12 protein-coding genes are annotated in these 12,888 nt (G+C 57.9%); 10 read left to right on the top strand and 2 right to left on the bottom strand.

Features of this window, described 5'->3' with window-relative positions:
- Positions 1-36: 36 nt before the first annotated feature.
- From AVCG78_RS12030 to AVCG78_RS12020, 3 genes are all read left to right on the top strand, one after another.
- Positions 37-1,053, top strand: a complete 1,017-nt coding sequence (locus AVCG78_RS12030) for an LLM class flavin-dependent oxidoreductase (RefSeq protein WP_071205100.1) — start codon at positions 37-39, stop codon at positions 1,051-1,053.
- A gap of 138 nt (positions 1,054-1,191) precedes the next feature.
- Positions 1,192-2,010, top strand: a complete 819-nt coding sequence (locus AVCG78_RS12025) for an outer membrane protein (protein ID WP_071205116.1) — start codon at positions 1,192-1,194, stop codon at positions 2,008-2,010.
- A gap of 247 nt (positions 2,011-2,257) precedes the next feature.
- Positions 2,258-3,244, top strand: a complete 987-nt coding sequence (locus AVCG78_RS12020; protein WP_071205099.1) for a sterol desaturase family protein — start codon at positions 2,258-2,260, stop codon at positions 3,242-3,244.
- On the opposite strand, the gene AVCG78_RS12015 is transcribed toward AVCG78_RS12020, so the two are convergent.
- A complete protein-coding gene (locus AVCG78_RS12015; RefSeq protein WP_071205098.1) occupies positions 3,181-3,771 on the bottom strand; it encodes a DoxX family protein in 591 nt (196 codons plus the stop codon). The two genes, AVCG78_RS12020 and AVCG78_RS12015, sit on opposite strands and share 64 nt — an antisense overlap.
- Before the next feature lie 208 nt (positions 3,772-3,979).
- Here AVCG78_RS12015 and AVCG78_RS12010 point away from each other — a divergent pair, with 208 nt between their 5' ends.
- The 6 genes from AVCG78_RS12010 (at position 3,980) to AVCG78_RS11985 (ending at position 10,712) form a co-directional block, all read left to right on the top strand.
- Positions 3,980-5,158, top strand: coding sequence for a phosphoserine transaminase (locus tag AVCG78_RS12010; RefSeq protein ID WP_071205097.1), 1,179 nt, complete (start codon positions 3,980-3,982; stop codon positions 5,156-5,158).
- An 84-nt stretch (positions 5,159-5,242) separates the two neighbouring features.
- Positions 5,243-6,838, top strand: a complete 1,596-nt coding sequence (gene serA, locus AVCG78_RS12005) for a phosphoglycerate dehydrogenase (protein WP_071205096.1) — start codon at positions 5,243-5,245, stop codon at positions 6,836-6,838.
- 208 nt (positions 6,839-7,046) lie between these two features.
- Entirely contained in the window at positions 7,047-8,465 is a 1,419-nt protein-coding gene (locus AVCG78_RS12000) for a cytochrome ubiquinol oxidase subunit I (RefSeq protein WP_071205095.1), read from the top strand.
- Entirely contained in the window at positions 8,455-9,459 is a 1,005-nt protein-coding gene (gene cydB, locus AVCG78_RS11995) for a cytochrome d ubiquinol oxidase subunit II (protein ID WP_071205094.1), read from the top strand. The genes AVCG78_RS12000 and cydB overlap by 11 nt, the downstream gene beginning before the upstream one ends.
- Entirely contained in the window at positions 9,459-9,593 is a 135-nt protein-coding gene (locus AVCG78_RS11990) for a DUF2474 domain-containing protein (protein ID WP_139190353.1), read from the top strand. The genes cydB and AVCG78_RS11990 overlap by 1 nt, the downstream gene beginning before the upstream one ends.
- Before the next feature lie 117 nt (positions 9,594-9,710).
- Positions 9,711-10,712, top strand: coding sequence for a Tim44 domain-containing protein (locus tag AVCG78_RS11985; protein WP_071205093.1), 1,002 nt, complete (start codon positions 9,711-9,713; stop codon positions 10,710-10,712).
- 537 nt (positions 10,713-11,249) lie between these two features.
- On the opposite strand, the gene AVCG78_RS11980 is transcribed toward AVCG78_RS11985, so the two are convergent.
- The gene (locus tag AVCG78_RS11980; RefSeq protein WP_041697036.1) at positions 11,250-11,825 is read right to left on the bottom strand and encodes a transglycosylase SLT domain-containing protein; all 576 of its coding nucleotides are present in this window, start codon (positions 11,823-11,825) and stop codon (positions 11,250-11,252) included.
- Positions 11,826-12,137: 312 nt separating this feature from the next.
- On the opposite strand from AVCG78_RS11980, the gene bcsN reads away from it, so the two are divergent.
- Positions 12,138-12,863, top strand: a complete 726-nt coding sequence (gene bcsN, locus AVCG78_RS11975; RefSeq protein WP_139191463.1) for a cellulose biosynthesis protein BcsN — start codon at positions 12,138-12,140, stop codon at positions 12,861-12,863.
- The last annotated feature ends 25 nt before the right edge of the window (positions 12,864-12,888 follow it).

The following is a 12,888-nucleotide window of genomic DNA, read 5'->3' as shown; positions in this document are numbered from 1 at the left end:
AAATAAAGTGATATATTCACATCTGGAGCGCGCTTTATGACATCTGGAAAAACCGTGCCGATTTCCATTCTGGACCTTTCGCCCATCGCTGAAGGGCAGAGCGTGTCGGATGCGCTTTCGGCCTCGCGGCGCATGGCCGTTGCGGCTGAAGAGCATGGTTATACGCGGTTCTGGCTGGCCGAGCATCACGGCATGCCGGGCATTGCCAGCGCGGCGACCGCAATTGTCATTGCCCATGTCGGGGCGGCGACCAAGCGGATTCGCATTGGCTCCGGGGGCATCATGCTGCCCAATCATGCGCCGATGGTGATTGCTGAGCAATTCGGCACGCTCGCGGCGCTGTTTCCGGGCCGGGTCGATCTGGGTCTCGGACGGGCGCCCGGCACCGATATGCGCACAGCCCGCGCCTTGCGCCGCAATATGGAGGCGGGCGTGGATAACTTCCCCCAGGATATTCAGGAGCTGCAATTGCTGCTGGGGCCGCCGGTTGGGGATGGCAGCCTGATTGCGGTGCCCGGTGTGAATAGCGATGTGGCGGTGTGGCTGCTGGGTTCCAGTCTCTATAGCGCCCATCTGGCGGCGGCGCTGGGTCTGCCCTATGCCTTTGCGTCGCATTTCGCCCCGGATCAATTGTTTGAGGCGATCTCGATCTACCGTGATCGCTTCCAGCCCTCAGAGGCGCTCGACAAGCCCTATATGATCGTCGGCGTGATGGGCGCTATCGCCGAAACGGATCAGGAGGCACGGCGTCTGTTTACCTCCGCCCAGCAGCAATTCATCAACCTGCGGCGCAATGTGCGCAGCCAGTTTCCTCGCCCGGTCGAGACCATGGAGGGCGTGTGGAGCGAGATGGAGCGCTTTGGCGTCGAGCATACGCTGCAACATGCTGTGGTCGGCGGCCCGGCGACAGCGGCTGAAAAGCTATCTCGCTTTCTGAAAAATACCGGCGCCGATGAAGTGATCGTCTCCATGCCGATCCACGATATTGAGGCGCGGCTGACCTCGGTTCGGCTGTTTGCCGATCTGCAGCGTCAGGCATGCGAAGCGGCGTGACGGCGTGGTAGAGGCCTAAATGCGATCGCGGCATGGTTAAGCAACAGGCTTAATGAGGTCTTAACCTTTGCCCTTCATTATCCACGGTTGAAACCTGGGGGCATGGCCCCGTCATCCTTTGATTTTGGGGCCTTTCTCATGAAAAGACATCTATTGGCACTGTTTGCCGCCGGCATTCTGGCCGGTCCGGTAAGCGCCGCCGACGTCTATCAGCCAGAACCGCCGCCGCAGGACGCTCCCGAAGTGCGGGTTGCCGATACGTCCGGCTGGTATCTGCGTGGCGATATCGGCTATTCCTTCAACCAGTTGCGCGGCGCGAAGTTCTACCAGGGCTCCAATGCCAATCAGGCCAGTTTCGACCGGCATGATCTCGATAACAGCTATACGCTGGGCGCTGGTGTCGGATACCAGATCAACAGTCATCTGCGCACCGATGTAACCTTCGACTATCTCGGCAAGTCGGATTTCACTGGCTCGACCCGTGGATCCTGTGGTGTGTCAAGCGCTTGTACCTCGCGTGACCTGTCCTCCTTGCAGGCCTATACGCTGATGGCCAATGCCTATGTGGATCTCGGCACCTATGCCTCGTTCACGCCCTATGTTGGCGCAGGTATCGGCGGATCCTACGTCAAGTGGGACAAGCTGAAGAACACCTCCTGTGCCGATGACGGCAGTGGTTGCGATGGCAGCGAAGAACATGGCGGCCGGGGTAGCTGGCGCTTTGCCTATCAGCTGATGGTTGGCACCTCCATTGATCTCACCTGCGACTGGAAAGCCGATATCGGCTACCGCTTCCGCCAGACGACGGGTGGCAGCATGTTTGGCTACAAGGCCAATGGCGGTCCCGGCAGTGACAAGGGCTTTTACAGCCACGACCTGCATGTCGGCGCTCGCTATCAGTTCGGTGGCTGCCCGACGCCGGTCGCCTATGAGCCGCCACCTCTCGTGTATAAGTGATCGGGCTTACCGCCTGTGAATGCCTGCTGGTCTGGATAGAACCGGATCGATTTTGAAAAAGCGCCGTGCATTCGAAAGGACGCACGGCTTTTTGTTGTTTTTCATAACTGCCTGCCCCCTTGCATTTCCAGCACTGTCCCATAAAGCTAACAGCACAGGAACGGCTGCTTGGCGAAGGATCTCATCCGTCAATGGGCTTTTCTGCCCGGATTTACATCACCACTGTCAATCTTTTTGAACGGTCAAAATGAAAATACTCGCTTCCTTCCTGGTGTGGCCGGGCGTGTTCGTGTTCGGGCTGACGGGCTCCTATTTCGCTTTTTCCAGTTCTCATCCGCTGCTTGGCTTCGTTGCCGTCTATCTCTGTGCTTTCGGTCTTCTGGCGCTCAGCGAGCGGTTCCTGCCTTATGAGCTGACCTGGCTGGAAGGCGATGGCGAGACCGTCAACGACGTCGCCCATACGCTGTTGACCAAGGGACTGGTCGAGTTTCTATCGGGTCTGACGGTGATTTTCCCGATGGCCGCTGCCCGGGTGCTGCAACCGCTGACGGCGCTGGAATTTCACCTTTGGCCAACCGGCCTGCCCATGGCCTTGCAGGTGGTTCTCGGGCTGGTCGTTGCTGAATTCGGTCTTTACTGGGCACATCGTATTGCCCATGAACGGCTGTTCTTCTGGCGTTTCCATGCGCTACATCACAGCGTTGCCAGGCTCTGGGTGGTCAATACAGGGCGTTTCCATGTGATGGATTCACTTTTCAAGGTGGCGCTTAGCCAGCTGCCGCTCTATCTGCTGGGCGCGCCCGTCGCCGTGTTTCTCTGGGTCGGTGCGGCCACTGCCTTCATCGGTATCCTCACTCATTGCAATGTCGCAGTGCGCACCGGCATTCTTGACTTCGTGTTCAGCACACCGCGCCTGCATCGCTGGCACCATTCGAAGATTTTACGTGAAGGCAATACCAATTACGGCGAGAACCTGGTGCTTTTCGATCAGATATTCGGGACCTATTACAATCCCGAACACGGACCCAGCACCAATATCGGCATCAGCGGCACGGTGGCCAAGGGGTTCGTTGCTCAATTGGTCCAGCCCTTCACGGTGAAGGGCCAGCGGCAGATTCTCGGTGCTCGTCCGGTCGAGGAGAGGACGCTCGCATCCCCCGATGTCGTTGCTCAGAATTCGCGCTTGACCAGCAGCCTGTCCACCGACAGCGCTCCGCCACCGAAGGCCGCGTAAAACAGCGCACCGCCGGTCCAGAACAGCGAAGCAAGTTCGGCCTTGGTCTGCACCTGTTCAAGAAAGATGGTGCCGCCATCTGCAAGCCGCTTGACGGCTTCTGGGGTGAACAACGTGGCGCCGCTTTTAAGGGCGTCAATGCCTTCTTGCGTTAGGAACGCATGCCCGTAGGGGAACTTGATGTGAAACCACAGGGTGATGGCCAGCATGATGCCATTGGCGAGTGCGACTGGCCGCGTAAGAAGTCCGATTACAATCAGGAAACCGCCGAAAAACTGCATGGCAGCCAGCATGGGCGACCAGAGCCAGCCCGGGTAGAAGCCAAGATTCTCTACAAAGCCGATCTGGGCCATGGGCGCCATGATTTTTGGATAGCCCTCGATGACAAGCATGGCGCCGATGGCAACCCGGAAGGCTGTAAATGCCAGGGGCTCGGCAAAGCTTTCATAGAATTTTCCCATGATGGGCAAAATGAAACGGGTTTTAACCGGGCTGGTGGCGGGGGAATAACTTGTCTCAATCGTCATTTTGAACCTCAAGATCCTGGGAGTAAATCTGGGTTGATCTTGCATGGAATTGCTGACCAGCAGTTGATCTCAGTCAAGAGCCGCCTGAGGCATTCTGTCGTTGCTTTATCGACAAAAGGTGCTTGACGAAAATCGGGAACTCGATTAGCAACGACGGCGGGACACCTCTCCCCAACGAGAGGCCATATACCTGGAAGGGTAGTTTGCTATGGTTGATATTACTGCACCCGCTGTACGTACGGAAAATGCTAATTTTTCGTCTGGCCCTTGCTCGAAGCGCCCCGGTTGGGCACTCGACGCTCTCAGCGATGCCCCGCTCGGTCGTTCGCACCGCGCCAAGGTTGGCAAAGACAAGCTGAAGCTGGCCATTGATCTCACTCGTGAAATTCTGAACGTTCCTGCCGATTACCGCATTGGTATCGTTCCCGCATCTGACACTGGCGCTGTTGAAATGGCGCTCTGGTCCTTGCTGGGTGAACGCGGCGTGGACATGCTGTCTTGGGAAAGCTTTGGCGCTGGCTGGGTGACTGATGTGGTCAAGCAGCTCAAGCTTGCTGATGTTCGCAAGTTCAATGCCGATTACGGCCTGCTGCCAAACCTTGCCGATGTTGATTTCGACCGCGACGTGGTCTTCACATGGAACGGCACGACTTCGGGCGTTCGCGTTCCCAATGCTGATTTCATCCCCGCTGATCGCAAGGGTTTGACCATTTGCGACGCCACCTCTGCCGCATTTGCGCAGGACATGGATTTCTCCAAGCTCGACGTTGTCACCTTCTCCTGGCAGAAGGTTCTGGGCGGCGAGGGCGGTCACGGCATGTTGATCCTTTCCCCACGCGCTGTTGAGCGTCTTCAGACTTACGCACCGGCTTGGCCGCTGCCAAAGATTTTCCGCCTGACCTCTGGCGGCAAGCTGATTGAAGGCATCTTCAAGGGCGAAACCATCAACACACCATCGATGCTTTGCGTTGAAGATTATCTGGATGCGCTGAACTGGGCGAAGTCGATTGGCGGTCTGGAAACCCTGATTGCCCGCGCTGATGCCAATGCCAAGGTGATCTTCGATTTCGTGGCTGCCAATGACTGGATTGCCAATCTTGCACAGGTTGACGAGACCCGCTCCAACACATCTGTGTGCTTGACCATTGCCGATCCAGAGGTTCTGGCGCTGCCCGCTGAAGAGCAGGCCGCTTTTGCCAAGGGCATTGCAACGCTTTTGGAAAAGCAGGGCGTGGCCTATGACATCGGTGCTTACCGCGATGCGCCTGCTGGCCTTCGCATCTGGGCCGGTGCCACCATTGAGACCGCCGACATGCAGGCTCTGATGCCGTGGCTGACCTGGGCTTACCAGACCCAGAAGGCAACGCTTTCCAAGGCTGCTGCTTAAAGCCCTATCTGGCCTCGCAATGATGTGAGGCCTATTTCCCCATTCATGCTCGTTAAAAAACGAACTCTTTTAGGAGGCCTCGTCATGGCACCTCGCGTTCTCGTCTCTGATGAATTGTCAGAAACCGCCGTCCAGATTTTCCGCGATCGCGGCGTTGAAGTGGATTTCCAGCCGCAGCTCGGCAAGGATAAAGACAAACTGGCTGAAATCATCGGCAATTACGATGGTCTGGCCATCCGTTCGGCCACCAAGGCCACGGAAAAGCTGATTGCTGCCGCCACCAACCTCAAGGTTATCGGTCGCGCTGGTATCGGCGTTGATAACGTTGATATTCCGGCTGCCTCGCGCCGTGGTATCATTGTGATGAACACGCCGTTCGGCAATTCCATCACCACCGCTGAACATGCCATTGCGCTGATGTTCGCCGTCGCCCGCCAGCTGCCTGCTGCTGATGCCTCCACGCAGGCTGGCAAGTGGGAAAAGTCGAAGTTCATGGGCGTTGAAATCACCGGCAAGGTGCTGGGTGTGATCGGTGCCGGCAATATCGGCGGTATTGTCTGCAAGAAGGCCATTGGTCTGGGCATGCATGTCATCGCTTACGACCCTTTCCTGTCGGCTGAACGCGCCCAGGAAATGGGCGTGAAAAAGGTTGAGCTGGACGAGCTGCTGGCCCAGGCCGATTTCATCACCCTGCACGTACCCATGACCGACAAGACCCGTGGCATTCTCGGCAAGGAAAACCTCGCCAAGACCAAGCCCGGCGTTCGCATCATCAACTGCGCCCGTGGTGGTCTGGTGGATGAGGCCGCTTTGGCCGAAGCCATCAAGTCCGGACATGTTGCCGGTGCTGGCTTCGACGTGTTCGAAGTTGAGCCTGCCAAGGAAAGCCCGCTGTTTGGCCTGCCAAACGTGGTTTGCACCCCGCATCTGGGCGCATCCACCACGGAAGCGCAGGAAAATGTTGCCCTTCAGGTGGCCGAGCAGATGTCGGATTACCTCGTCAACGGTGCGGTTTCCAACGCCATCAACATGCCTTCGATCACTGCCGAAGAAGCACCGCTTTTGAAGCCGTTCATTCGGTTGGCTGATGTTCTCGGCGCTTTCGTCGGCCAGGTCACCGATGGTGCCATCAAGGAAATCGAGATCCTCTATGATGGCCAGACGGCCACCATGAACACCAAGGCGCTGACCTCTGCGCTGCTGGCAGGCTTGATCCGCGCCCAGGTTTCGGATGTCAACATGGTGTCGGCACCGATCATGATCAAGGAAAAGGGCATTGTCCTCTCCGAAGTCAAGCGCGACAAGACCGGCGTTTACGATGGCTATATCAAGCTGACGGTGACAACCGAAAAGCAGACCCGTTCGATTGCTGGCACGGTATTCTCGGATGGCAAGCCGCGCTTCATCCAGATCAAGGGCATCAATCTCGACGCCGATGTCGGTCCGCACATGATCTACATTTCCAACACCGACGTTCCCGGCATGATCGGCTTCATGGGCACCACGCTTGGCAATGCTGGCGTCAACATCGCCAACTTCCAGCTGGGTCGCGAAAAGGAATCCGGCGACGCGATTGCGTTGCTCTATGTCGATGGTCCTGTCGAACAGGCTGTGCTCGATCAGTTGACCGCCAATGCGGCGATCAAGCAGGCCCGGCTTCTGACATTTGCGGTCGAATAACCAATCATCAGCCTCTCAAAGCAAAAGCCCGGCATGGAGAAATCCCTGCCGGGCTTTTGTTTTCTGGCCTTCTATCTTGATATCCGTCAATGTGTCGCATGGCGGCTTGTCGCATTGATCTCATGGGCATCTGTTCTATTTTGAATTGATATCGTGTCCGCCATGCCTGTCGCTGCCGGGTCCGGTTCCATTGAAGAGGTGCGCTGCCATGTTCGATCAATTCGATGCCGTTCTTCTCGCGCGAATACAGTTTGCCTTCACGGTCTCTTTCCACATTATCTTTCCTGCCTTTTCAATCGGGCTGGCCAGCTATCTGGCTGTGCTGAATGGCTTGTATCTCTGGACCAAAAAACAGGTCTATTTCGAGCTGTTCAATTTCTGGAAGACGATCTTTGCCGTCGCCTTCGGCATGGGCGTGGTGTCGGGCATTGTGATGTCCTATCAGTTCGGCACCAATTGGTCGGTGTTCTCAGATAAGGCCGGGCCGGTGATCGGGCCGCTGATGGGCTATGAGGTGCTGACGGCTTTCTTTCTTGAGGCAGGCTTCCTGGGTGTGATGCTGTTCGGGCTGCAACGGGTCGGGCCAAAGCTGCATTTCTTCGCCACCTGCATGGTTGCCTTCGGCACGCTGATTTCGGCCACCTGGATTCTCGCCGTCAATTCCTGGATGCAGACGCCCGCCGGTTTCGGCATGAACGATAAAGGCCAGTTCATCCCGCTCGACTGGTGGGCGGTGATCTTCAATCCGTCCTTCCCCTATCGGCTGGTGCACATGGTGTTGGCCGCCTATCTCACCACGGCGCTGGTGGTGGGGGCGGTGGGTGCCTGGCATCTGCTGCGCAAGACCGCGCCGCGCCGTGCTGGCAAGATGTTTTCGATGGCGATGGGCATGGTCGCCGTGGTTGCGCCGATCCAGATCCTGGCCGGTGATGCCCACGGGCTGAACACATTGGAACATCAGCCCGTGAAGATCATGGCCATGGAAGGTCATTATGACAGCCATCCCGATGGCGCGCCGCTCATTCTGTTCGGCATTCCCAATCCCGCCGAAAAACGGGTGGATTATGCCGTCGAGATTCCAAAACTCTCCAGCCTGATCCTCAAACACGACCTCAATGCGCCAATGGCCGGGCTGGATACCGTGCCGGATGAGCTGGAGCCGCCGGTCGCGGTGATTTTCTGGTCGTTCCGCGTCATGGTTGGCCTGGGCTTTGCCATGCTGGGGCTGGGTCTCTGGAGCCTGTGGGCGCGCTATCGCCGCACACTCTATAGCAGTGACTGGCTGCATCGCGCCGCTTTTGCCATGGGACCCGCGGGTTTCATCGCGGTATTGAGCGGCTGGATCACCACCGAAGTGGGTCGCCAGCCCTACACGATCTACGGTCATTTGCTGACGGCGCAGTCCCATTCGCCAATTGCCGCGCCTGCGGTGGCGGCATCGCTGATCGCGTTCATCATCGTCTATTTCTTCGTGTTCGGGGCCGGAACCTTTTACATTTTGCGGCTGATGGCGCGATTGCCGCGCGATCCGACGCCGGAAATCGGCGATGCACCACTGCGTAGCACCGGGATCACGCCCGGCCCCGCTCACCATACCCACGGCAAAGGAGGCTCCCATGCCCTTTGATTATGCGTTCCTCTGGGCCGCGATCATCGCCTTTGCGGTGCTGGCCTATGTCATCCTTGACGGCTTTGATCTGGGCGTCGGCCTGCTGTTTCCGTTCTTCAAGAGCGAGCATGACCGTGACCAGATGATGAATTCGGTGGCGCCCGTCTGGGATGGCAACGAGACCTGGCTGGTGCTGGGCGGCGGTGGTTTGATGGCGGTGTTTCCGCTGGCCTATGCCACCATCCTGCCGGCGCTTTACATGCCGATCATTCTTATGCTGCTTGGTCTGATCTTTCGCGGCGTGGCCTTCGAATACCGCTGGCGCACGCGGCGCTGGAAGGGCGTTTGGGATGTCGGCTTTACCGGTGGTTCGCTGGTGGCTGGCTTTTCGCAAGGCGTGGCGCTGGGCGCTTTGGTACAGGGCATTCCGGTCGTTGACCGCGCCTATGCCGGTGGCTGGTGGGACTGGCTGACACCGTTTTCGATCGCAACAGGCGTTGCCCTGGTGTTCGGCTATACCCTGCTGGGGGCCACATGGCTGGTGTTCAAGACGGTCGGGCCGCTGCGCGCCCAGGCACAACGCTACGCGCTTGCCGCCGCCGTGCTGACGGTTGGGTCGATGGGCGTGTTTAGCCTGTGGACGCCGTGGTTGAAGCCGCATTATCTTGATCGCTGGTTTACCTTTCCGACGGCGGTGTTTTCCGTCATCGTGCCAATTCTGGTGCTCGGCTGCCTCTATCTGGTGTTCAAGGGGCTGCGTGATGGTAAGGACTGGCTGCCTTTCGTCGCCTCGCTTGGCCTGTTCGTGCTTGGCTATGTCGGTATCGGTATCAGTTTCTATCCCTATATCGTCCCCACCTCGGTGACGATCTGGGAAGCGGCGGCGCCCGATACCAGCCTGAAATTCCTATTGGTTGGTGCGGCTATCCTTGTGCCGATCATTCTGATTTATACGACCTATGCCTATTGGGTGTTCCGAGGCAAGATCGATCCGGAAGAAGGGTATCATTGATGGCGCAAGACATTGGGACAGAACCGAAATCCCTGAAACAGAAGATCCTGTGGTTTGCGATTTTCTGGATTGTCGGCGTGGCGGTGGTGGGCGCGGTGGCGGCCTCCATCCGGTTGGTGCTGATGCAATCATAAGGTTAGCCCGTTTTTTGCTGGCCGACCCTTAACATCGGGTAGGTCCATCGCCATATGGGCAAGGAAGGCTCATTTGGGCGCAGCAGCCCGAAAGGGCACGTTTGGAGAGAGGACGTCATGGGAAGAGCAGGCAGGATCATCGGCATCGTGGCAATCGGAGTGGCAGTAACCCTGTCGGCGGTCGATTTCGCAGAGGCCCGCCGGGCCGGAAGCTCCAGCAGTTTTGGTAGCCGTGGCGAGCGCACCTTTAGCGCCCCACCAGCGACCAGCACCGCGCCAACGACCGCAGCGCCCATTCAGCGGAGCATGACACCGAATAACGGTGCGACAACGCCCGGCATGCAGCAGCCTGCGTCGCGCGGCCTGTTTGGCGGTATGGCCGGTGGTTTGATGGGCGGCCTTTTGATGGGTGGTCTGTTCGGCATGTTGCTCGGCGGCGGCTTCGGCGGTGCGGCTGGCATGTTCGGCATGCTGTTCCAGCTCTTGCTGATTGGCGGCTTGATCATGCTGGCCATGCGTTTCTTCAACCGCAATCGCACGGCGTCGTCCTATGCCGGTCCGGCTTCGCGCAATGACATGTCGCAGCCGGGGAATGCTTCCCAAGGTTCGTCCGGGGGATCGCCTGGCGGTTTCGGTGGCTTCTCCATTCCGAAAATGGGATCTGGCGCCGCGCTCGGTGTCACTCGTCCGGCCGTTGTTAAGGCCGGTACCGATGATGTCGGCATCGGCCCGAAGGATCTGGAGATTTTCGAGAGCCTGTTGAAAGACATGCAGAAGGCTTATGCGGAAGAAGACTATTCCGCCCTGCGCCGGATCACCACGCCGGAAGCCATGTCCTACCTCGCCGAAGAGCTTGGTGAACACGCGACCAAGGGCGTCAAGAACGAGGTGCGTGATGTCCATCTCCTGCAGGGTGACCTGGCCGAAGCCTGGCGCGAAGGCACTATCGATTATGCCACGGTCGCCATGCGCTATGAAGCCATCGATGTGATGCGTGACCGTGCCACCGGCGCTGTGGTGGATGGTGATCCCGATCATCCGCAGCAGTCGGTGGAAGTCTGGACCTTCGTGCGCCGCCCTGGTTCGGGCTGGAGCATCTCGGCAATCCAGTCAGCCTGAGACGAACGGACCAACAGCAAAAGCCAACAGTCATCAGAGCCTCCGATAGCAAGATCGGGGGTTTTTTCATGCGCCGTATTTGTGCGTCCGGCTCCTCCATTTATAGCAAGGCTCTGACATGCTGACGCATCTTCGAGACTTGGTATTAGAAGAGGATCGTGCCGGTTCCGATTGACAGTACACGACGCTATCGTTTTTACCCGTGGCTTACCCCTCTGGCTTGCTAGCGTTCGTCAATAAAACGATTCACTGGATCGTTTCATCGGCTTTGCTAACCACTCCTTACCCCCTCATGGGGGAGATCGGTAAAAAGCACATACGGCATATCTTTTTGGCGACTGAATATGCTGGAAATAACAAGGTTTCTGTAGGGTAAGTGGTTTCCACATATCGATCTCCCCCATGAGGGGGAGATGCCCGGCAGGGTAGAGCGGGGTAAGCGGCATATAAAAATGTTTGCGTCGTGTTACTATTTTACCCGCATTGCCGCCCCAGACCGTATTCTCTTCAGAACACTTGCGGATGTAACGCCAAGCCTCACGGGCAGCGGCGCAGCTGCTGCTCGTAAACGGCGGTGATGGCGGCGAAGCGCTTGGCACCGGCCAAAGCCTCCGGGCGGGCGCGGTAAGCGCCTCGGCGGTAGCCGTCCTGGCCGGAATGGTAGGCCAGATAGATGTTGTAGGGGCTGCTGAAGGGGATGCCGTTACGCAGGTGGCTCTGGTAGTGATACCAGCCGATGAAGCGCACGGCGTCGCCGAAATTGGTGCGCCGGGCAAGGTAGCGGCCGGTTTCACGCTGATAGCGGTCCCAGGTACCATCAAGAGCCTGCGAATAGCCATAGGCCGTCGAGACGCGCTTCCACGGAATGAAGCCGAGAATGTAGCGTCTGGGTGGCCGGGCACGGGCACGGAAGCTGGATTCGGTATAGATGGTCGCCAGCAGGATTGGCACCGGAACGCCATATTCGCGCTCCACCGAGCGGGCGGCGCGTTTCCAGTTTTCAAAGGCCCCGTCCTTCTGCTCGAAGATCGCGCAGGCATTGCGGATCTGGCTGGGCGGCCGAGCGCAGCTTGCCAAAGCCAGCAAGAGGGCGATGATGAGGATTCTACGCATTACAATCATACCTCTTCTATCACCCCTCATCATATTCGCTAAAATTTAACGAAAAGTTTTTATTTCATTTACCGGTGATAGCCATGGGTTTTGACCTGCAACTATTGCTGTCGCAGCATGAGACAGTCGGTCTCTTCTCTTTAATATTTCGTTAACACTTCGATCACTAAAGCTTGCGGCAACAACCACGCTGCCCGTCTTGCAGACGGTGCGAGGACGCTGCACAAAACGACCGGGCCGGATTATTTCGCCTTAAATCAATCCTGATTTAAGAAATGATGCGGTAGGATGGGTTTGACGAGGTAAACGGCTATGAAAACCACAGATGACCAATGTCCCGGCAAGGGTAGTGCCCCTGCCGCAAACCGAAGCTTGCGACGGATCGGAACGCTCCTGTCGATGTTTGGCGTCGCCTTGGCGGCGTCTTCCTGCGTGGCTGGTATCGATCCGGGCTCAACAGGGTCGATTTCCAAGAAGAAGCCGCTGGCGGCAAAGACGCAGGCTGTGGAAAAGGGCGCGCCCGAAGTGGCGATGCTGAAACTCTCCGGCCTGACGGCACCGATCACGGGCAATCGTCATCGCGTCGAACCGGCTTCGGCTTTTCAGACCCTGCTATACCCGACCGCCGGCAAGCTTGGTGAAAACAGCCTGGCAATCGAGATCGGCCTTGCCGACAGCGACCGCTTTCGCCAGATGGCGATGAATGATGAAGCACCCGCGTCGATCAAGAAACTGTTTCCCGGTGTCAAAATGGTGACCGACACCGCCATTCATCAGAACGGCTATGGGCAATTCGGGGTTGCCACCGGCACGCTCGGCAAGAGCGGCGGCGCATGCGTCTATGCCTGGCAGGCGGTGAAGGACCCGCGCGCCTTCAAGACCGCGGTCAGCCTGTCCGACAAGTCCGAACTGGAACTGCCGGTGCGGGTCACGCTTCGCTATTGCGACGTGAAGGCAAAGCCGGAACAATTGGCAGATATGATGCGGACACTGTCGATCCGCTCGGTCACCAGCCGGAATCTTGATCTGTTGCGATAATCCAGCGCCGCCTGTGGTGCAGGCG

The organism is Gillisella vitis, assembly GCF_021559775.1.
GTDB classification, from domain to species: Bacteria; Pseudomonadota; Alphaproteobacteria; order Rhizobiales; family Rhizobiaceae; genus Allorhizobium; species Allorhizobium ampelinum.
This window is presented reverse-complemented; position numbering and strand designations above follow the sequence as displayed.

Bases quoted from the DNA above. Each gene is read 5' to 3' on its own strand.
- AVCG78_RS12025 (WP_071205116.1), top strand. From the start codon at position 1,192: ATGAAAAGACATCTATTGGCACTGTTTGCCGCCGGCATTCTGGCCGGT.
- AVCG78_RS11990 (WP_139190353.1), top strand. From the start codon at position 9,459: ATGGCGCAAGACATTGGGACAGAACCGAAATCCCTGAAACAGAAGATC.
- AVCG78_RS11985 (WP_071205093.1), top strand. From the start codon at position 9,711: ATGGGAAGAGCAGGCAGGATCATCGGCATCGTGGCAATCGGAGTGGCA.
- AVCG78_RS12000 (WP_071205095.1), top strand. From the start codon at position 7,047: ATGTTCGATCAATTCGATGCCGTTCTTCTCGCGCGAATACAGTTTGCC.
- AVCG78_RS12030 (WP_071205100.1), top strand. From the start codon at position 37: ATGACATCTGGAAAAACCGTGCCGATTTCCATTCTGGACCTTTCGCCC.
- AVCG78_RS12020 (WP_071205099.1), top strand. From the start codon at position 2,258: ATGAAAATACTCGCTTCCTTCCTGGTGTGGCCGGGCGTGTTCGTGTTC.
- AVCG78_RS12015 (WP_071205098.1), bottom strand. From the start codon at position 3,771: ATGACGATTGAGACAAGTTATTCCCCCGCCACCAGCCCGGTTAAAACC.
- AVCG78_RS11980 (WP_041697036.1), bottom strand. From the start codon at position 11,825: ATGCGTAGAATCCTCATCATCGCCCTCTTGCTGGCTTTGGCAAGCTGC.
- AVCG78_RS12010 (WP_071205097.1), top strand. From the start codon at position 3,980: ATGGTTGATATTACTGCACCCGCTGTACGTACGGAAAATGCTAATTTT.
- serA (WP_071205096.1), top strand. From the start codon at position 5,243: ATGGCACCTCGCGTTCTCGTCTCTGATGAATTGTCAGAAACCGCCGTC.
- cydB (WP_071205094.1), top strand. From the start codon at position 8,455: ATGCCCTTTGATTATGCGTTCCTCTGGGCCGCGATCATCGCCTTTGCG.
- bcsN (WP_139191463.1), top strand. From the start codon at position 12,138: ATGAAAACCACAGATGACCAATGTCCCGGCAAGGGTAGTGCCCCTGCC.